The organism is Mucilaginibacter pedocola, assembly GCF_002013915.1.
GTDB lineage: Bacteria > Bacteroidota > Bacteroidia > Sphingobacteriales > Sphingobacteriaceae > Mucilaginibacter > Mucilaginibacter pedocola.
Map to the genome: position 1 here is coordinate 128,047 of NZ_MBTF01000037.1, position 22,791 is coordinate 150,837.

Sequence of the window (22,791 nt, forward strand, 5' to 3'; positions counted from 1 at the left end):
ATGAGTGCTACCCCGGTTATAGCCGTGTTTGATGTTGGCAAAACCAACAAAAAACTGTTTTTATTCGACGAGAATTACCGCATTGTTTTCGAGCGTTCGGCGCGGTTCAACGAAACGGTGGATGAGGACGGTTTCCCCTGCGAGAACCTGCAAAGCCTGCGCCTCTCGGTATTCGATTCGATGAGCGAGATATTCCGCCTGAAGGATTTTAAGGTAAAGGCCGTGAATTTTTCAGCCTATGGTGCCAGCTTTGTATACCTCGACGAATCGGGGCAACCCGTTGCGCCGCTATACAATTACCTTAAACCTTATCCCGAGGAATTAAGCAGCAATATATACAACCGCTACGGCGGCGAGTTGCAGTTTAGTAACCAAACTGCCTCGCCGCTGTTGGGGAGTTTAAACTCGGGCCTGCAGCTTTACCGCCTCGCCCAGCAACAGCCCGCGTTATACAAAAAAGTAAAGTATGCGCTGCATTTGCCGCAATATTTAAGCTTCCTGCTGTCGGGCCAATACTATTCAGACATGACCAGTATTGGCTGCCATACTGCGCTTTGGGATTTTGCCAACCAGCGTTACCACCATTGGGTACAGCAGGAGGGCGTAAGCCTTAAACTGGCACCCATCGCTGCAGCAGATGCCACTTTGCCCGCGCTGTTCCCCGGCAACAATTATAAAGTAGGGGTGGGGCTGCACGATAGTTCTGCCGCACTTATACCTTACCTCATCAGTTTCCGCGAGCCTTTTATATTGATATCTACCGGTACCTGGTGCATCAGCCTCAACCCGTTCAACCAATCGCCGCTTACCGAGGACGAGCTGGATAAAGATTGCCTTTTCTACATCCAGTACAAAGGCAGCCCGGTAAAGGCTTCGCGTTTGTTCACGGGTAGCGAGCACGAGCAGCAGGTGAAACGAATTGCCGCGCATTTTAACCAGGATGCCATCAAGTTCCGCAATGTGCCTTATGATGCAGGTATCATCGAACGCCTAAAAAAGAAGTTCCCGCAGGCATCGGGTGAATTCGCTAAGGAATCTATGTTCGCTACAAGGGATCTTTCAGCTTTTGCAGATGATGTTGAAGCTTATCACCAACTAATGCTCGATTTGACCAACCTGCAGGTAGTATCCACCCAATTGGTGCTCAAAGGCAGCCAGGTAGTTACCCGCATATTTGTAGACGGGGGCTTCAGCAAAAACAGCATTTATATGAACTTGCTTGCATCGGCCTTCCCGCACCTCGAAATTTTCGCAGCCTCCATGGCGCAAGCCTCGGCCATTGGTGCAGCACTGTGCATCCATAAAGATTGGAACAGCAAGCAGGTGCCAAGCGATATAATCGAGTTGAAGTATTATGCTTAAGAAAGAGTTGTATTATAGTTGCTACGGCCGGTTTAAGGCATCATCGGTAAGTGGGTTGTAATTATCCTGGTTTGTAGAGAAAGCGGGCTTTTTATGGTTCATAAACGGCCGTTCGCAAAACAGGTAAAACAGATAGGATACAGCCACAATAAACGGCGTACCTATAAATACCATGAGATAGTACGATGTAACTTCACCGAGGCCCATAGGGGCGATGATATACTGCCAGATTACTTGGATAAGCGGCGCGTGAATAAGATAAATACTGAAAGCAAATGTGCCTGCAAAAACCAGCGGGCGGAACGATAATATTCTTTTTAAAAAAGGCACCTTATCGCCGCTTACCAATACCAAAAACGATAACGTCCAGCAACCAAAAAGTACGTCGTGGTATTCAAAAGAGTAGGGTAGGTTGGCAAATGCCGGAAATCGTTGTATGGCAAAAACCAATACAAACAATGCAATGCAAATAATTAGCCAGGGTAAACCGGCTCTTAGCCGTGCGGCTTTATGATTGCTTGATAACGAAATATGAGCCGCCAGCATACCTAAGGCAAACAGGACGATGTAAGGGTTTACACCATCTAAGCTTTGTTCAATCCCTAAGTTATAATGCGTGTTTGCATAGGTGGCAATCAAAAAAATTATAACGGATATTACTACTGTTAATAATAAGGTGGCCGCAATTCCAAATTTCCGCCAAACCCAAAGTAATAACGGGAAGAAAAGGTATATCCTGAACTCGACGGAAATTGTCCAGAGCGCATGATTGATCTTGAACATGGTTTCGCTAAACACATCCTGTACCAGCAGCAGGTGTGTTACAATACTTTTGCCGGTTACGGGCAGGCTTACATCCCAATGCCTGCCTGTATTTTTCCCGATAAGGCTTAGTATCAGTAAAAGGGAAAACGCTACAGCTAAGTAGTAGGGTATGGCAATACGTTTAAACCTTTTTTTGTAGAATAAAATTATCCCGCCGTTTAAGGATAAAGTGTTGTGTTTAATAAGCGGAATGGTTAAACAGAAACCCGATAGTACAATAAAGAAGTTAACCGCAAAGTGGCCGTAAAAAAAGCTGATGATACTATATTTTTTCAACAGCCGTAAGCTTGGAATAATCAAAGTGGAATTGCGCTACCGTATGGTGTAATACAACATAAATTGCGGCAATGGCCCTCAAGCCATCGAGGTAAGGCAAATACGAAGTTTTGGAGTTTGATGTTGAAAGCATGAAGCAGCCCAAACTTATAAAATATTTATAGATTTTGACTGCTCGGCGGGGCTATCGGTAAATAGTTAAATAAAAGGCATATTAAATAATACAAAAAAATATATTTGCCTACCCTATTATTTAACTGTTGTGCAAAACCACCGCAATTACCGCATCATACATGTATGTTTTTGGCTATTGGCAGCCATGAGCATATTTGCGTCGTTTTCGGTACGTGCACAGGAGGGGTGGTCGGCGGCTAAGTTTGCCGACATGAGCAACGAGCAGCGCTACCGGTACGTACACAATTACCCTTTTTATAAGATCGATAGCGGCGCGCTTGTGAATTCGGTTTTTGTGCAGATGCGTGATATAGCACAAAAGAAAGGCGACAACCGAGCAGAACTGGCCATTGATTTTTATAATTGTTTCTCAAGCGGTAATGTCGGGGTTAAAACACCGGGCGGCATATCCTCTGATAGCCTTTTTCATACCATAGAGAACCGGGCCAAACGTTACGGTTTTCCCATCGAAGAAACTGTTGCGCGTTTTTACCTTACCGAAAACGCCGCCAACAGCGGTAAAATTAGTTACGAGCAACGTTATACTGCGCTGATGCGCATTACAGAACACATGCAGCAACTGGGCTACCAAAACTTCAGGGATTATTACATCGAGAATATGATGCTTCGCACTGCAATGGTAATGTGGGACCTGGATGATCGCGAAAAGGCCTATCTATACCTTTCCATAGCCGAACGTTTTGTAGCTACAACGGAAGAAGGCAATTGGTATTTTACCCAGGTAATGAGCTACCTGCAAACTTATTGGAAGATCAAAAAAGATTACCGCCGCTCTTTGGCATATGCTTTTAAAATTAAGAATTTTCACGATCACTACAGGCCTGTTAGTCCCGGTTCTATAGAGCATAATAACTTTTGGCGGGGTTTTTCTACCATTGAGATTGCCGACCTTTTGGTTAAACAAGGTAAAGTTGCCGAAAGCGAGCAGTATGCTGATAAGGGTTACATGCTTAGCAAAGCACCGCCTAACGCCCTCAGTAATTTTTACGCTTTTCAGGCAGAGTACGATGCGCTTATTGTTTTAGTAGATGTTAAACTATCGCTGGGGAAATTGCAGCAGGCCGGTGCTTTACTGCAGCGCGCTCAGCAATTAAAAAGTTGGTTAGAGGCCAAAAAGCAGCTAGACTATTTTAAACCGCTGCGCCTGTACCGTTACCTGGCCGAATATAACGAACGTAAGGGTAACTCCGCAGTAGCACTTAGTTATATTAAACAGGCCGATCTATTACAAGATAGCCTTACCCGCCGTAACGATGCCCATAAGCTGGCCCGCGCCCAGCAAAGGCTTGAATCGGAGAAGTATGCCCAAAAAATAGCCGAGGTAGAAAAAGAAAAAAGGCTGGAGAAAACATTGCGGCAGGCAGCCTTAGTTATATTGGCATTGGTGCTTATAGTTGGCTTTATGTATTACAAACGCGCGCAGGCAATCCGTAAACAAAAGGAAAGTGAGTTAGAAGCCACCAAACAGCAACTGCTGCAGCAAACCCAAATACTGCGAGAGAAATCGGAACAGGCGGATAACCTGCATGCCGAAATGGAAAAGCTATCGGCAACGGGCCAGCGCAGCGAATATTTGGAGCAGCTTACCCGCGCTACCATCCTTACCGATGATGATTGGGCAAGCTTCCGTACCCTGTTTGAGAAAGTTTACCCCAACTTTATATCCGAACAAAAACAGCTTTATCCCGGCATTACCCCCGCCGAAATACGCCTGGCCGTATTAGATAAATTGGAGCTGAATACTAACGAAATGGCCAATATGCTTGGCGTATCTAAAAACACCATCCACCAAACCCGTGTGCGCCTGCGCAAAAAAATGGAGAATAATGCCTCCTGATCACTTTTTAAAGCGATTGCCTCTGTATTAAGCTGATTTTAATTAAGTATTTGTAATTCAGTATTTTAATTTCATTTAAAAGCGTTGTCACTTTTTTGTCATGCGCGTTTTTGTGCATTTGTTTCACAATAATCACACTTTCGTTACATAAAATTTCGGGCAAATATTATTGTGACACAACCTAACGCTTATTGTATGAAACGACTACTACTATTTTTATTGTTAACCATTTCGGGCTTTGCGGCATCGGCTGCTAATTTTACCATTACGCTTGGTAGCACAAGTTACACTAATTTGACAACGAATGGTGTAAGTGTTTTTTCGTCGGTAAGCAAAGGTTCTTTTGATTTTTATGACGAGTATGGGTTTATTTACAGCACAACATCCACTTCCCCCGTTTATAATAGCAGTTTCAAACTTAGGGTAGGTACTTCTTCCTATAGTGGAAATATTAGCACTTACATTTCCGGCCTTACCTCTGGCGTAAAATACTATGTTCGGTCCTACGTGAAGGACGGTTCAGATTATTATTATGGTGCGGTGAGCAATTTTACAACACCTAAATCGCCGCAAAATATATATTTTTCCACAACCGCGAGTAAGGTATATGGCGATGCGGATTATAACCCGGGAGCAACAACCAGTAGTGGTTTATCCGTTAACTACAGTAGCAGCAATACCGCTGTTGCAACCGTAGTTAGTGGCATAATTCATATTGTAGGAGCGGGTAGTGCTACTATTACTGCCTCACAAACGGGGAATTCAAGCTACTTGGAGGCACCTCCAATGTCCCAAACATTAACTGTTAATAAGAAAGCCGTTACAGTAACTGCTGTTGCAGCCACTAAAACCTATGGAGATGCCGACCCACTGCTCGCTTATACCAATACTGCTTTGGCAAATGGTGATATTTTTACGGGCGCATTGTCAAGAACTGCTGGCGAAACAACGGGCAATTACGCGATAGGTATAGGTACCCTTGCTCCGGTTAATTCGGGCAATTACGCTATAACCTTCACAGGTGCCGACCTTACTATAGCGCCCAAAACGATAAACGTTACGGCCAACATGCGCAAAAAACATTATGGCGACCCCGACCCGGCGTTCACTTACACTGCCGATGCATTACCCGAAGGCGTAGCTTTCACCGGCGAGTTGGTGCGCGAGCCCGGCCAAAATGCGGGTACTTATAAAATTATACAGGGCAGCCTGGCATTAGATGCCAATTATGCCATCAATTTTACCGGTAATGACTTTTATATATCAGAAAGAAGGCTTGATATTACCGCCGATAATACAAAGAAATTTGCCGGGGGGGCAGATCCTGTTTTAACCTATACCATTAACGAGGGTAGCCTTTTGGCGGGCGATAACTTTAGCGGTTCATTGGAGCGCGAAGCCGGCGAAGAGCCGAACAGCTATGCCATAACCCAGGGTTCGTTAACTGCCGGTACAAATTATAACATCACCTTTAACCCGGGGGTGTTCACTATCGAGCAAGAGGTTATCCCGGTAACGGTAAGTGCTGTAGCGGTTAGTAAAACGTTTGGCGATGCCGATCCTGTTTTCACTTATACTAACGACCGTGGCCTTACCGAGGCGGACTTTAGCGGTGCATTAGACCGCGCACCTGGCGAAAATGCAGGTACGTATAAAATAGATGTAGGTACATTACAGATAACCAACCCTGCTTATAAACTGGTATTTGCCGGTGCCGACCTTACTATAGCGCCCAAAACGATAAACGTTACGGCCAACATGCGCAAAAAACACTATGGCGACCCCGACCCGGCGTTCACTTACACTGCCGATGCATTACCCGAAGGCGTAGCTTTCACCGGCGAGTTGGTGCGCGAGCCCGGCCAAAATGCGGGTACTTATAAAATTATACAGGGCAGCCTGGCATTAGATGCCAATTATGCCATCAATTTTACCGGTAATAACTTAAATATAGTTCCGCTCGGGTTAACAGTAATTGCCGATGCGTTAGGCAAAATTGCAGGCGATGCCGATCCGGCGCTCACCTATGCAATTACCGATGGTAGCCTTATTGATGGCGATGCTCTGGCAGGCGTCCTCGTACGCGAGCCGGGCGAGGAACCGGGCACTTACCGAATTGAGCAGGGTACACTTACAGCAGGTGCAAATTACAACCTGTATTTTGAAAGTAATGTGTTTTCCATTGCGCCAAAGGTGCTGCCTCAACTCTCGGGTTTCTCGGCTTCTAAAGGTACTTTGGTTCCTGCTTTTGACCCCGCAGTAACAAATTATACACTCTTTTTAGGCAATGAAGTAAGCCGGGTGAGCTTTACCTTATTCGTGCCCGATATTTCCTACACTTTATCGAGCGGTGGAGGGCCACTGCCACCAAATTTGCCAACACCTACTATTCCATTCCCTGTTGGCACAACCACCATGGCCGCAACTGTAACAGCATCTAATGGCGCTAACCAAACCTACTACATAAACGTAGTGCGTGCCGCATCATCAAATGCCGATCTGTCTAATTTAGCATTAACCGCGAATACTACGCTAAACCCGGAGTTTAACTCGTCGGTAACCGACTACACCGCAATTACCAATTCAGATTTAATAGCGGTTGTGCCTTCTTTGAGCGATGCTACAGCCCGTGTTACTGTGAACGGGAGCAGCGTGCGCAACGGCGACTATTCTTCACTTATTAGCTTACCTTTTGGCACAAGCACTATCCGGGTTGATGTGGAAGCTGCAGCCGGTAATATTAAAACTTACCGCATAGCCGTTACCCGTACTTTGTCGTCAGTTGCCGATCTGTGGTCGCTTACACCATCTTTAGGCACTATGTCGCCTGCAACGTTTGATAAAAATGTGTTAAAGTATACAGTTGTTGTACCAAACTCTGCAAGTAGCATTAAGTTTGATGCCTATGCCGACAAATACGCCACTATAAAGGTGAATGGCGCTTTACTGAATGCGAGCAACCACCGATGCCATAACATTGCCTGTTGGTTCTACTATTGTAACCATGCAGGTAACCGCACAAGATGGCACTGTGAAAACCTACACTGTTACGGTTAAGCGTGCAAGCTCATCGTTGGCTACACTGTCAAGCCTTTCTCTTACAGAGCCATCGGTTGTGAGGATAAATACCACCTCAGGCCCCGGCGATTATAATTCAACCGCTAAGGTATCTGCGTCAACAAATACAATTCGTTTAGTGCCTGTAGCTTCAGATCCCGGCGCAACTATCAGGGTTAACGGCGCAATAACAGCCAGCGGTGCAACATCTGCCCCGGTAACGCTAAATGCCGATTCTACCTTTATAACCGTACAGGTAACAGCAAGCAACAACACCAAAGTTAAAAGGTATGTGGTTAAAATAACCAAAGAACCGGCCTCGGCAGTGGCTTCGTTAAGCAAGCTTTCGCTTGTAGAACCGGATGCTGTGCGGGTAAATACTACCACAGGCCCCGGCGACTATAACTCAACTGCAAAGGTAGCTGCATCAGTAAGCAGCATAAAGGTGGTACCCGTGGCTACCGATGCCGGCGCAATGATAACAGTTAATGGCACAGTAACGGCAAGTGGTGCAACATCTGCTCCTGTAACGCTAAACGCCGATTCTACATTCATTACCGTTAAAGTTACGGCCGCCAATAAAGTTACCGTTAGAACCTATGTAGTGAAGATAACCAAAGAACCGGCCTCTGCCGTAGCTACTTTAAGCAAGCTTTATTTGGTAGAGCCTGCCGTTACAAAAACCAACACAAGCAGCGGCCCGGGCGATCATAACTCTACCGCATCGGTTAAATCAACAACCAATAGTATTAAAGTAGTTGCCGAAGCAGCCGACCCGGGCGCTACTATAAGGGTTAACGGCGCGGTAACCGCCAGTGGCATTGCATCGGCCCCGGTTGCGCTTAACACCGGCGATAACACCATCAGGGTGGAGGTAACTGCTGCAAATAATACTACCGTTAAAACCTATGTTATAACGGTAACCAAAGAGCCTGCGCCGGTGCAACTTTCGGCTGTGGCAACCCTAAGCAAGCTTTACCTGGTATCACCCGCGGTTACAAAAACCAATGTAAGCAGTGGCCCGGCAGACCATAACGCTGTAGCCAGTGTATCGGCCACTACCAAAACAATTAAGGTGGTAGCTGTGGCAACTGATAGTACTGCAACCATCCGTATCAATGGCGTAATTACTCCAAGTGGCGCGGTTTCGGCACCGGTAACTTTAAATGCCGGCGATAACACTATTAACATAGTTACAACTGCACAAAATGGCACCACTACAAGCAGCTGGGCTATAATAGTAACCAAAGCTAAGCCACCGGTTATAGCAGCCATAAACAACCGTAACGGCCAGGTTGATATACTGCAAAAAACAGAGCCTTTAACAACCGAAACCCTGCCCGAAGCCATTACAGTTAAACAAGCTGTATCGCCAAACGGCGACGGTATTAACGACCGCTTCACTATTGAGGGTATCACAGCCTTCCCCGAGAACGTAGTGCGCGTAATGAACCGTAACGGCGATGTGGTATACGAGGCTAAAGGTTACGATAACCTGGGTACTGCCTTTGACGGGCGCAGCAGCAACGGCACCATGCAGCAACCCGGTACTTACTTCTACGCAATAGAATATAAAAAAGGAGCAGAGATATTAAGAAAAACCGGTTACCTTGTATTGAAGTACTAAGTTGAGCATTGGGGGGCTAAATGCCGCAACTTAGAAAGCAGAGCTGCTACGGGCCTGCTTTAAGGAAAAGACAGAAACGACTGTAAACCCTAATTATACTATACCGGTAAGCCGCCTTGCGAAAGCAGGGCGGCTTTTTATTTTGCTACCCGCCCCGAAAAAAGCTGAACACACCCTTATAATTAGGGTGAATTTAGCCTGCTAATGGCAAGTAATATTAAATAATATTGAAGGCGAAAAGTGCGTGTGGTTTTAATGCGGGTTGCTTAAACGTATGTTTTGTTCGAATGTTGTCCAAATGGTGCGTTTTAGAGATAACAGGAATGTGTTTTTCGGCTATGTCGACACTTTGTATACACTTTAGATAGCGTTTGTCTTATTAATTAAATGTTTATTTGCATAATAATTATCAATTATAAATACCGAAGTAATTTATTTACAGCTTGATGTAATAAATAACTCGGCAACCTATAGTTAATATCACAGTTATAAAATATGGAGATACCTCTACTTTTCAGTAGCCCTTCTTGTTTATACGATCATGTTCCCGTTGCGGTGCACATAGCCCCTTTGTGCCGTTACATATTACCTTGCCGCTGCCCCAAGTAGAAATTAATAGCCAATTATATACCTTATTTCCCCAATTAATTTAAACCCGGTTAAATGAAAAAACTATTACTCCTGGTCGTGCTTATCATGTCATCGTTGTTTGCTTCGGCGCAACTGCATTTTACAGATTTTGAAACCGCTACGAACAAAGCATTCTCGTTCACTTCCGACGGGCAGGTGTTTAACATCACATCGGTGGGTACAACTTTTTTTATACAGGCCGGTTACCCAACCACCGGCTGGAGCGGTATTAAAAGAGATAATAAGTACATCGACAATAGCGGTACTGCGGGTATAAACAAGCAATGCGACTTCACCATCAGTAGCGCGGCGGGCTTTAGGCTGCATAGTTTTTGGCTGTACGTATCAACCAGTAATCTGGCAAAAAACACTTACGGCGAGGTTACTATTATCGGGTATTCTAATGGCGTTCAACAATTCAGCGTTACCAAAGTTGGTGACTGGACCAGCAACGAAAGTAACCCTACCAATGGCTATACTTATTTCGATTTTAAAACTTTTGGCGGGAAAAACGTTACCGGCATAAATATAGATGCGGTAAAAATACAAACGAGTAGGGAGATATCTTATATAGGGTTAGATGCCTTTACCTGGTCTGATACTAAAGAACCTGCCAATTTAGCTACAGGGGGTGTTTCAACTATTACCAACTCAAGCGCTGCGCTAACATCTACAGTTAATAATGTAGGTAAACCGGTAGCTACCGAGTATGGTGTGGTTTACGGAACCGCTTTTAACCCGACTACCGCCAACTCGAAGGTAACGAACACCGGCGCCATTGTAACAGGGCAATATACTGCCACAATAAACGGCCTTACACCCGGTGTTACTTATTATGCAAGGCCTTATGCCGTTAACGAGACCGGCACAGCATACGGTACAACTACAAGCTTTACCACTAAAAAAGACCAAACCATCACCTTTGCGCCAACAGCCACCAAAACCTATGGCGGTGCCGATTTCGACCCTGCAGCAAGCGTACCGGGTGCGCTTCCGATAACCTATACCAGCAGCGACCCTACTATAGCTTCGATAGTTAATAACAAAGTGCACATTATAAAAGCAGGCACGGTAACTATTACGGCATCGCAGCCGGGTAACGCTGCTTACATGCCCGCAGAAAATGTATCGCAAACCTTAACCATTGATAAGGCGGTGCTTACCTATACAGCAAACGCGGCCAGCCGCAACTATAACCAGGCTGACCCGGCATTTAGCGGAACCCTTAGTGGCTTTGTTAACGGTGATAACGAAGCTACGGCCACAACGGGCACTATAGTTTACTCTACAACTGCTAATTCAACGTCTCCGGCAGGTGCAATCTATCCAATTGCCGGTAGCGGGTTATCGGCCGCCAACTACATCTTTGCGCAGGCTGTCGGCAATGCAAATGCCTTTACCATTAACAAAGGCGTTGTTACTTACAAAGTAACACAGGTAACCAGGCCATACGGGCAGGATAACCCAACGTTCGCGGTAACGTATACCGGCCTTGCCAACGGCGAAACCATTGAGCAGGCAGTGGGCAGTGAAATTATTTTTTCATCGGTAGCCGATAAATCAAGCCTGCCCGGTGTTTATGCGGTAACAACCCCGGCGATATCGGCAGCGAACTATACTTTTGTTCCCTACCCGGGTAATCCGAATGCACTAATTGTAAAAAAAGCAGAGTTAACCTTTGTGGCCCAACCGGCAACCAGGCAATACGGTGACCCTAACCCGCCTTTAACAGGTAAGCTGGTAGGGTTTGTGAACGGCGATACCCAGGAAAATTCTACCGTTGGTTTTGCAACGTACTATGGGTCTCCTACCGAAAGAAGCCCTGTGGGTAACTACAGCATAACCGGCTTAAGTTTATTATCTTCAAAATACACATTTGTGCAAGCGCCCGAAAACAGCACAGCGCTTACCATCACAAAACGTGCCTTATATTATACCGCCAAACCGTTTAGCCGCGCTTTTAATACTACCCCCGGCACTGCTTTAACAGGCACTTTAACCGGTTTTGCCAACTACGATACCCAGGCCAATGCCACTACCGGTACACTAACCTTCAGTGCCGATGTAGATATTAATAGCCCCGTTGGTACTTATGCTATCACGGGTTCGGGAGTTAGTGCAACCAACTACGATATACAGCAAGCGGCCTCCAATGCTTCGGCTTATTCTATTTACCTTTCAAGCAATGGTAATTTAAGCAATTTGGTAGCCAGCGAGGGTACTTTATCGCCGGTATTTGCACCCGAAACTAACAGCTACACCATTAGTGTGCCTAATACGGTAAGTAGCATAACACTTACCCCAACCTTATCAGATGCTAATGCACAGGTTAAAGTAAACGATGCAGAGGTTACATCGGGTAGCCCTTCGCAGGTTATTGCACTGGCCGTTGGCGATAACGCTATTCACGTTAACGTTACCGCGCAGGATGGTACCACTACCAACCCATACACGGTTACGGTAAACCGCCCACCATCTTCGGATGCCTCGCTTAGTGCCCTTGCTGTGGGTGGCACGGGCGTATCGGTAAGCCAGGACCCGAATCTGAGTAATCGTTTTACAGGCACGGTAGCTAAGGATATAACATCATACACCGTTACGGCAACGGTGAATGAGCCGAACGCAAAATTATATATAGATGGCACGCTGGCTACTTCGGGCAACACGGTTACACTTCCGCTCGCAAAAGGCGATAACTCTGTGGTTGTTGACGTACTTGCGCAAGATGGCGTGACTCACCAGTACCAGTATATTTACATTACAAGGGCTTTCTCTGATATCAAAACCCTGGCATCGCTTAATGTTAGTGCTGGCGCATTAGACCCTGTTTTCAACAGTAATGTAGACACGTACACACTTGCGGTAAGCAATACTACCCCCTCGGTAGTGTTCACAGCGGTATCGACCGATACCTTGGCTACTTTATCGCAGGATGGTTTACCTTTTGTCTCATCGTTCACCAAACAATTGCCCGTTGGTATTACCAACTTCCCATTAACGGTAAGGGCAGAGAATGGTGATTTTAAAACCTACGACATTACCGTAACCCGTGCCGTATCTACCGATGCCACATTGGCTACTTTGGGTATCAATACCACAACAGGCGCAATAGAAACATTCGACCCGGCAACGCTTACTTATAACACTACCGTTGCTTATAATGTTAATACCCTGCAGCTTAAACCTGTGGCTACTAACGATGCCGCAACCATCAAAGTGAACGGCGTTCCGCTTAACCCGGTTAACGGTTATACTTACACCTTCAATTATTTTTCGTCGCCCGAAACTATACAGATAGAAGTTACCGCAGGCGATGGCTCTACTACCCAAACTTACAACGTAGTGGTAACCCGCGAGATGTCTGACAATAACCTGTTGGCCAACCTGGAGGTTACCGACCTTACCAATAACTTTACCATCTCTCCGGATTTCGACCCCAATGTTGATACCTACAACCTGGCCATTACCGACCCGGGCGTACAATTCATTTACGTAAAGCCAACCAAAGGCGAAAGCCACCAGGAAGTGAGGGTAAATTATGGCGCGGCATTAGTTAGCGGCGGCCTGCAAAGCGTAAACCTCAACAGTGGCCCTAATACTATAGGCGTGCGCGTACGATCGCACCAGGGTACCGCGAAACTCTACACTATTAATGTAACCCGCGCATATTCGGCGGTAGCTGATATGAGCTACCTTACCTTGAGCCAAAACGTAACCGGCGGTTTCTCGCAGTTCTTTAACAATATTACCGATACCATTACCACCAGCGTGCCAAACAGTATCGATTCGTTGTCGATAGCTCCCGGCCCGGCAGATGCAGGTGCTTCATCTACAGTGAACGATTACCCCGTACCGTACGACCAGGCGAGCCCTAAAATGGCATTGGCAGCGGGCAGCAATTCATTTAAAATTGGCGTTATCTCTGCCGATAAGAGCGCTACTAAATACTACACTTTAGTAATAAACAGGCTGCCATTTACCGACGTTACGCTCAGCGGTTTAACCGGCGATAAAGGTATATTCAACTACCCCTTCTCTCCCGAGCGCACAAGCTACAACGTAACCGTTGGCAGTGCCGACGAGTATTTTACACTTACACCTGTGGCTAATTCGGCTAATGCAGTAGTAACGGTAAATAACGATACTATTAGTGTTGCCCACCCAAGTTACACCAATACTTATCCGCTTAACGAGTTCGGTAACACGTTATTCCGTACGGTGGTAAAAGCTGCCGATGGTGTAACCAGCAAAACTTACAGCGTAAGGGTAACGCGCCAAAGTGCGGATGTTGCCGCACTTAGCGGTATCGGTTTAAGCAGTGGTTCGGTATCACCGGCATTCACCGCTGCCAATAACAGTTATTCGGCATCTGTTGGCTACGAGGTTTCGAGCATCAACTTTACGCCAAAAAGCGCCGAAGCAAGCGCTGTGGTTACGGTAACTGCCAATGGTAATACAACATCCATTAATGGCAGCACGCCTTATGCAGCAGTTGCGCTGGCCTTAGGCGAGAACGTAATTACTTCTACCGTTGCATCGTTAGATGGTAACAGTACCCAAACTTACACAGTAACCGTGGTACGTGGTAATCCATCAGCAGATGCTACCTTGGCCAACCTGGGCGTTAACTCGCGCCTGTTAGACCAGGCCTTTGATAGTGCTACACAAAACTATACCCTTGCGGTTCCATATTCGGCCGGTAGCCTTGGCCTTGCTCCCACAGCTACCGATGCACATGCCACTATCAAGATCAATGGTAACGACTACACCCCGGGGCCTGCGCTTAATTTCTGGCTGAGTGCAAGTTCCACACCTTTTACAATAGCCGTTACCGCACAGGATGGTACAACAACCAAAACTTATACACTTGTTGCCAATAAACAACCCGCACATACCGACGCTACCCTGGCAAGCCTGTCGGTTGAGGGTGTAGCGCTAAGCCCGGTATTTGCCCCGGAAACAACTTCGTATACCGCTACTGTTGACGAGGCTGTTACATCGGCACGCGTTTTTGCGGCCGTTAACGATGCTTACGCTCACGCCACTATCAATTATTTGCCTATCGATACATTATCTAACGGCTTACTTGTGCCGTTGAACGTAGGCCTTAATACCGTTACGGTAAGGTCGCGGGCAGAAGATAACACCACTAAAACTTATACCGTTACCATAAGGCGTGGTGCTGCACCAAACGTTAACCTGGCATCTATAACCACAAGTGTTGGTACCTTAGATCCGGTTTTCGATCCGGAAACAACTGAGTATATGGTGGCTTTGGCAGATACTGTTAACGAGTTTGATATCAGCGCAAACACTGCCGACCCTAATGCGCAACTGGCCATTTATGGCGAGAGCAGAGCCTCGGGAGCACCAATAACCCTGTCTCCAAACTCGGGCGACAACATTATAGATGTTAAGGTTACTTCTGCAGATGGTACTGCAAGCAAAACCTATAATGTTAATTTCAAAAAAGCGTTATCGGGCAATGCTAACCTTGCCGGTGTGTTTTTAGTAAGCGGAAGCGACTTTTTAGAACTACCCGACTTTGACCCGGCAGTTTATAACTACACCGTTGATGTGCCCAATGCAGTGGAATATGGAGAAATGTACCCATACCCGCAAGCCGGCGGTGTTAGCATGACGATCAACGGAGCAAATACCGACTACGTAACCTCCGCCCTGAACGAAGGCGATAACATTTTTGTAATTGTTGTTACATCCGAAAACGGTAATGCTACCAAAACGTATACCATCAACATCAAACGTGCATTCTCAACAAAAGCTAACCTTGCTTCGTTGATAACGACGATAGGTACTTTAGAACCCATATTTAATGCAGATACGCTTAATTATATGGTTCAGTTAAATTCGGGGGAGAATATGATAAGCATAGCGGCTATACCGGCCGATCCAAACGCTACTGTAAATGTTAACTATAGCGGTGGTGCTTCGGGGATGTTGTATTTAAACCCCGGCGATAATGTTGCGCCGATAGAAGTTACATCGGCAGACGGTACACTTACCAAAACCTATACCATTACCGTTAAAAAGCCAAAGGATACGAATGCCGGGCTTCAAGATTTATATTTCGACAACAGTACAACGTTCGCACAGGTGCCCGGTTTCGACCAAAGCCTGCGCAATTTTACTATGGACGTGCCTAATAGCACTTCATCGGTTCGCCTGGTGCCATTTGCCAACTCACAATTTGCAACCATAAAAATAAACGGCCAAAATTACAATGGTTATTACGGCACATTTCTTCGCCCGGGTGCAAACGTATACATTATTGAAGTTACTGCGCAGGATGGTATAGCGAAAGAAACCTATACCTTAACCATTAACCGCGGCCGATCAACAAACAACAACCTGTACACCTTACAAACCACCGCAGGCACATTAAGCCCTGCATTTGATAAGGATGTGCTTAGCTACAGCCTTACCGTGCCGGCAAATACCGCAACAATTGGCCTTACCGCGCAATTGTCTGATACCACAGCACGTGTATCTATAAACGGCGAACCTAAGCAAACCTACTACTACCAGCACCAGGTGGCATTGGCCTACGGAAGCAATACCTTTACCGTTACTACATCCTCGGCATCGGGTGCTGATAAGGTATACACCATTATTATAACACGTACACCTGCATCAAGTATTGCAACGCTTTCGGCTCTTAGCACCAGTTCGGGCTCGCTGAGCCCTGCGTTTAACCCTAATACGTTAAACTATACCGCTGCGGTATCAAGCAACACAGCCAGTGTTACTATTACAGCTAAAGTGACGGATACAAAAGCTAAGATCAGCATAAACGGAATAGCCACGGCAGATAACACGCCATCGGCCCCTATAGCGCTGGTTGCGGGCATTAACCCCATATCGGTTATCGTAACAGCCGAAGACGGAACCCTTAAAACCTATACCGTTAACGTAAAGCGAGCCGCTTCGGCAATAGCAACGCTCAACAAACTTTACCTGGTTGAGCCTGCTGTTACAAAAACCAACGTAGCTACCGGCCCCGGCGATTACAACTCTACGGCGGCGGTAACCGCTTCAACCAAAACTATTAAAGTGGTGGCCGTAGCTACCGATAGTACGGCAACCATCAGGGTTAATGGTATTGTAACAGCAAGCGGCGCAGCTTCGGCACCGGTAACGCTTACCGCCGATTCTACCTTTATTACCATACAGGTAACGGCTGCAAATAACACTACAATTAAAAACTACGTAATAAAAGTAACCAAGCCGCTTTCGGCAGTAGCTACTTTAAGCAAGCTTTACCTGGTTGAGCCGGCTGTAGAAAAAACAAATACCTCTACCGGCCCCGGCGATTTTAACTCAACGGCTACTGTAGCGGCACACGTTAACAGCATCAAAGTAGTGGCTGTAGCTACGGATGCAGGAGCTACCATCCGTGTAAACGGCGTAGTAACAGCAAGTGGTGCATTTTCAGATGCTATAACGCTTAGCGGTACAGCTACCGACATTACGGTAGAAGTAACGGCGCCAAATGGCATAGCGGTTAAAACTTATGTAATAAAAGTAAATAAGGATGTACTTTCATCCGTAGCTGCGCTTAGCAAGCTATACCTGGTATCGCCGGCGGTTACTAAAACCAACGTAAGCAGCGGCCCTGCCGACTACAACTCAACCGCAAGCGTATATGCTACTACCAAAACTATCAAAGTAGTGGCGGTGGCAACTGATACTACAGCAACCATCCGTATTAATGGTGTAATAACCGCAAGCGGCGTAGCTTCGGCACCGGTAACCTTAAATGTTGGCCAAAACACTATTAATGTAGTGGTAACCGCACAAAACGGCACCACCACACGTAGTTGGGCAATTATAGTTACCAAACCGGCGCCTGTTGTTATTGCTACCACAACGCCAAACCGCAACCAGGTAGATATCATACAGAAACCGGAGCCTTTAACCACCGAAACCCTGCCGGAAGCTATCACGGTAAAACAGGCAGTATCGCCCAATGGCGACGGTATTAACGACCGCTTCACCATTGAAGGTATCACCGCCTTCCCCGAAAACAAAGTGCAGGTAATGAACCGCAACGGCGAGGTGGTATACGAGGCCAAAGGTTACGATAACCTGGGCACAGCTTTCGACGGGCATGGAAGCAAAGGCACCATGCAGCAGCCGGGCACTTACTTCTACTCAATAGAGTACAAGAAGGAGGGGCAAACCATCAGGAAAACCGGTTATCTGGTACTGAAGTATTAGCATTAGAGAGTAGAGGTTAGAGAGCGAAGAATAGTTGGAAAACTTGTGAAAAAAGCCCCCTTTTAACACATCAGTAAAATAATTAAACTAAACCCACAATTACCACCAAGCCGCCCCGCGAAAACGAGGGCGGCTTTTTTATTACAGATGATAGATGCATATTATATACAGCTTTAATGCCTTGTATGTAAATGTTTTCGCGGGTATAAGTATTAAGTATTATATTTATGCTGCCAAATATTAAAATGTAAATACCCCAAAGCCTAAGCCAAGTATGAAGAAAGTTTTACTCCTTCTTATCCTTACCTGTTATACATTCTCGTTATTAGCGCAAGCACCCAAAATAAGTTACAGCACAACGCCTGTTTTTACAGCAGGTGTTGCCATATCGCCATTGCAGCCTACTAATACCGGGGGCGCAGTGCCTGCTAATGTATATGCGCAAACCAGCGCTATATCCGATTCTACGGGGATCTACAATAGTACAGGGGCGAAGACCCAGCCAACCGGCCTGAAGAACTTGAATGGCATAACCGTCGACGCCCAGGGTAATATTTATGTGGGCCGGTACCAGCCAACCTTTGTCAGTAAAATTACTCCACAGGGTACTACCAGTACTTTTGGGGGGACTTGGCCCGCCAATACCTATAGCGCTCCGGGTAGGATGTGTGCGGATAATGCTGGCTATGTATATCTGGCTGATCGAACAGATGGCCATGTTAAAAAGATAAACCCGGCGGGAATTGTGACTTTCATTGGTGACACAGTTAGCAGGCCAGGCGGCATAGCTGTTGATAAAAATGGAAATATATATGTGTCGGAACCTGGTTTAAGCCGTATCCGGAAAATTACTGCTGCCGGGCAAACAACTTTGTTTGCCGGAACATCAGGTGTTCCGGGAAGTACCGATGGTCCTGCTATTTCAGCAAAATTTATCGAGCCCACTGCCTTAACAATCGATAATGCCGGCAATTTATATGTTGTTGATAGCTACGTTGTCAGAAAAATCAGTGTCACCGGCCAGGTTACTACCCTTGCGGGTAAATTATACAGTTGGGCCAGTGCCGACGGAAGGGATACCTCCGCCTCATTTCGCGAACCGGCTGGTATAACTGTTGATGCAGCAGGGAACGTTTACGTGGCCGAACCCTATGCTATTCGCAGAATAAGCCCCGATGGATACGTTTCAACTATTGCAGGTAAGCCTTATAACGGAGGTGTTACTAACGGCGTGGGTTCTGCAGCGGGTTTCTGGTACCTTAACGATTTGGTATTTGACGGCACAGGGAATTTGTATACTGCGGAACGACAGGCGGTACGAAAGGTATCGCTCACCGGTTATGCTATTGACAAGCCATTGCCCGCCGGTTTAGTGTTTGATGCTAAAACTGGCATCATCAGCGGCAAACCTACCGGCACCTTCCCGGTTGCTACTTACAAAATAACTGCATATAACCTTGCCGGCGAAAGCTCTGCAACTGTTACCCTGCGCTGTATTTCGTCCGATCCAAGGCTTAGTAACCTTACTTTTAGTATAGGTACCCTAAGCCCCGCTTATACATCCGGTAACATCACCTATCAAAGTTCTGTCCCGGTGGGCACGGCAAGTATTATGGTAACGCCGGTGCTCTTTGATAGCACAGCCACCATAAAAATAAATGGTGTTGTTGCGCGCAATGGCCAGCCTAACGCGGTGGCAATTGTTGCCGGTGATAATACGGTTGCCGTAACCGTATTGGCATCCGACGGGGTGGCTACCCGTACCTATTCGGTAAAAGTAAACCGTCCGAGTTCGTCGGAGGTTCAGGTAACGAGTATAGATCTCAGCAGCGATTATGTAAGACGAGATGGCGCAGGCATAAACTGGATAGTTGATGGACCTGTATCGGGCATTCGTATAAAAATAAGTACGACTACCAATACAACTATTAAAATAAATGGAACGACTGGTGTCGGCGGGGCTTTTTCAGGTCTTATAGCTTTAAATTATGGAATAAATACTTTCCCGGTAGAGGTTATATCTGAAAATGGAGTTAACAAAGAAGCCTTCACCATCACTATAACACGCGGTTCGTCCAGCACGGAGGTGCAAGATTTTTTCATGACTCCTGGTACCTTAACGCGTGAGAGCACGCATTACCCAACGCCACCGTCAGACAAATGGTTCGCCACTGTGCCTGCAGATATGACGTCCATACGTTTAAAAGCCGCAGCTAACGCTAACGTCACTATCAAGGCTGGAGACTTGGTGATCCCCCAAAATGCCTGGTCAGAAGAAGTTCCGTTACACATGGGCGTTAATCAATTTAGCGTAGAGGTAACGGCTGAAGACCGCGTTACCAAACGCGCGTATTCCATTCGGATAGCGCGAGGGTCGCCCTACGTTAGCCCCGGAACAATAACAACCGATCTTGTATCACTTAAGCCTATGGAATATTCCTACCAGAACTTGCTGGCTGGCGCGCTACCTACAGCAGATAAGCCTATACGAGTGCTTGCTACATTATCCGCGGAAACTCCAAACGCCACTATACAGATCAATGGAGTTGCGGTCGCAAACAACACCTATTCGGCACCGATAACATTGAAAGATCGTGATAATAGGATAAGCGTTGAATATACTTCAGAGAATGGCGAAAGTAGTATCAGTTATACCGTGTTAATTGGTGTAGGCTCAACCGATACAAGCTTTACGGCTATGGAATTGTATGCGTCGGGTGCCGTTCCGCTTAACCGGGTAGGTATTACGGATACCTGGACCGCCACTGTAAATAGTGCGACTGAAAAAGTGATGTTAGAAATGTTTAAAAATAACTATGAAATAGATTTTTTTGCGCAGGATAGGGATTTTAGCTCCTATATAGCATTGAATCCGTTGAATTACGGACTGAACGACATTGTCGTTAAGATAAGAGCTCCCAACAAGGTAACCACCCGCAACATCCACCTCCTAATCACCCGCACACCGACCTCTACCGATGCAGATTTAAGCTCGATAGCTTTAACCGACCCGGTTGCAGTGCTGAAGGCTACGAACGGTTCGGTAAATAGGTATACCGCGACTGTGGCAAACACTACCACTAGTATTAAAGTACTGGCAAAAACGCAGAACCCACGTTCTTGGCTATCTGTCAATGGGGCTTTCCAGTTCGGCAACGTTGCATCGGAACCTATCCCGTTAGTTCCCGGAGATAATATCATTCGTGTTGATGTAAGGACGGAAGATGGTACCCTCACTCAAGCCTACATCATCAATGTAACCCGCGCTGCCTCCGCAGTTGCCACCCTGAGTAAACTTTACCTTGTTGAGCCCGCCGTTACCAAAACTAATACCTCTACCGGCCCCGGCGATTATAACTCAACGGCATTGGTAAAAGCCACCACCAAAAGCATTAAAGTGGTAGCCGTGGCAGCCGATCCAAATGCAACTATCACCGTTAACGGCGTAGTAACCGCAAGCGGTGCTGTATCTGCTCCCATAACACTAACCGGAGGTGACGCACAAATAACGGTAGAGGTAACTGCTGCCAATGGTATTACCATTAAACGCTACGTAATAAAAGTAAGGCCTCCGGCGGCAATTGCTACCCTAAGCAAGCTTTACCTGGTGGAGCCTGCCGTTGCTAAAACCAATACCGCCACAGGTCCCGGTGATTATAACTCGACGGCATTGGTAAAAGCCACCACCAAAAGCATTAAAGTGGTAGCCGTGGCAACCGATCCAAATGCAACTATCACCGTTAACGGCGTAGTAACCGCAAGCGGCGTTGTATCGGCCCCTGTAGCGCTGGCCGGTGGAGCGGGAACCATCACCGTACAGGTAACGGCAGAAAATGGCACCACCATTAAGCGTTATGTAATAGCGGTTAAGCCACCATCGGCAATTGCGACGCTGGCGAAGCTTTACCTGGTGGAGCCTGCAGTTGCAAAAACCAATGTTAACAGCGGCCCGGCAGAATACAATTCAACGGCCAGTGTATCGGCTACCACCAAAACCATTAAGGTTGTGGCTGTGGCTACCGATACTACGGCTACCATCCGCATTAACGGCGTAGTAACTGGAAGCGGGGCTGTTTCCGCACCGATAAGCTTAAATGTGGGCCAAAACACTATTAATATAGTAGTAACCGCGCAGGATGGTACCACTACACATAGCTGGGCAATAATAGTGGCCAAGCCTGCATCACGTTTTGTAAATGCCATAAGTGGGGCTGATAATGAGGTAGGCATTATTCAAAAAAATGAACCGGTATCTGAAGCTTTGCAGGAGGGAATAATAGTAAACCAGGCAGTATCGCCAAACGGCGACGGTATAAACGACCGTTTCAATATCGAAGGCATCACCGCCTTCCCCGAAAATATAGTGCGGGTAATAAACCGAACCGGGGAGGTAGTGTACGAAGCGAAAGGTTACGATAACCAAGGCATCGCGTTTGATGGGCATAATAGCAAAGGCGCTATGCAGCAACCCGGTACTTATTTCTACTCGGTAGAATACAAAAAGGGTAACCAAACTATTAAGAAAACCGGCTACCTGGTACTGAAGTATTAGGTTTAGAGGTAAGAAGATAGAGAATAGAGGTAAGAGGTTAGTTAAGCAATACCCTGCCGCCCTCCTTCAGCAGGGCGGCAGGGTATTGCTATAAACTTATCACTGTCGCCATAAAGTATCATCCATGTATTTCCTAACCTCTAACTAACCAACCTCCAACCACTACTCTCCAACCTTTCTACAGATTAACTT

At 46.5% G+C, this 22,791-nt stretch carries 7 protein-coding genes; 6 read left to right on the forward strand and 1 reads right to left on the reverse strand.

The genetic code is table 11. The annotated features are described in order from the left end of the window. A complete protein-coding gene (locus tag BC343_RS26820) occupies positions 1-1,362 on the forward strand; it encodes an FGGY-family carbohydrate kinase (protein ID WP_078350903.1) in 1,362 nt (453 codons plus the stop codon). A 21-nt stretch (positions 1,363-1,383) separates the two neighbouring features. Here the strand turns inward: BC343_RS26820 and BC343_RS26825 are convergent, their stop codons facing one another. Beyond that, positions 1,384-2,463: an acyltransferase family protein gene (locus BC343_RS26825; protein ID WP_162276951.1), complete on the reverse strand. Its 1,080-nt coding sequence runs from the start codon at positions 2,461-2,463 to the stop codon at positions 1,384-1,386. Positions 2,464-2,725: 262 nt separating this feature from the next. Here BC343_RS26825 and BC343_RS26830 point away from each other — a divergent pair, with 262 nt between their 5' ends. The 5 genes from BC343_RS26830 (at position 2,726) to BC343_RS26900 (ending at position 22,599) form a co-directional block, all read left to right on the forward strand. After that, on the forward strand, positions 2,726-4,495 hold the full coding sequence (locus tag BC343_RS26830) for a tetratricopeptide repeat protein (RefSeq protein ID WP_078350905.1): 1,770 nt from the start codon (positions 2,726-2,728) through the stop codon (positions 4,493-4,495). A gap of 195 nt (positions 4,496-4,690) precedes the next feature. Next, entirely contained in the window at positions 4,691-7,552 is a 2,862-nt protein-coding gene (locus BC343_RS26835) for an MBG domain-containing protein (RefSeq protein WP_078350906.1), read from the forward strand. Beyond that, a complete protein-coding gene (locus BC343_RS26840) occupies positions 7,446-9,179 on the forward strand; it encodes a cadherin-like beta sandwich domain-containing protein (protein WP_078350907.1) in 1,734 nt (577 codons plus the stop codon). Before BC343_RS26835 ends, BC343_RS26840 begins: the two co-directional genes overlap by 107 nt. Positions 9,180-9,842: 663 nt before the next feature. After that, entirely contained in the window at positions 9,843-18,047 is an 8,205-nt protein-coding gene (locus BC343_RS30865) for a cadherin-like beta sandwich domain-containing protein (RefSeq protein ID WP_143822372.1), read from the forward strand. 274 nt (positions 18,048-18,321) lie between these two features. Beyond that, the gene (locus BC343_RS26900; RefSeq protein ID WP_078350908.1) at positions 18,322-22,599 is read left to right on the forward strand and encodes a cadherin-like beta sandwich domain-containing protein; all 4,278 of its coding nucleotides are present in this window, start codon (positions 18,322-18,324) and stop codon (positions 22,597-22,599) included. Positions 22,600-22,791: the final 192 nt, after the last annotated feature.

What these genes read in the sequence shown, in the direction of transcription:
- BC343_RS26820 (WP_078350903.1), top strand. Translation starts at nt 1, where the DNA reads ATGAGTGCTACCCCGGTTATAGCCGTGTTTGATGTTGGCAAAACCAAC.
- BC343_RS26835 (WP_078350906.1), top strand. Translation starts at nt 4,691, where the DNA reads ATGAAACGACTACTACTATTTTTATTGTTAACCATTTCGGGCTTTGCG.
- BC343_RS26840 (WP_078350907.1), top strand. Translation starts at nt 7,446, where the DNA reads ATGCGAGCAACCACCGATGCCATAACATTGCCTGTTGGTTCTACTATT.
- BC343_RS30865 (WP_143822372.1), top strand. Translation starts at nt 9,843, where the DNA reads ATGAAAAAACTATTACTCCTGGTCGTGCTTATCATGTCATCGTTGTTT.
- BC343_RS26900 (WP_078350908.1), top strand. Translation starts at nt 18,322, where the DNA reads ATGAAGAAAGTTTTACTCCTTCTTATCCTTACCTGTTATACATTCTCG.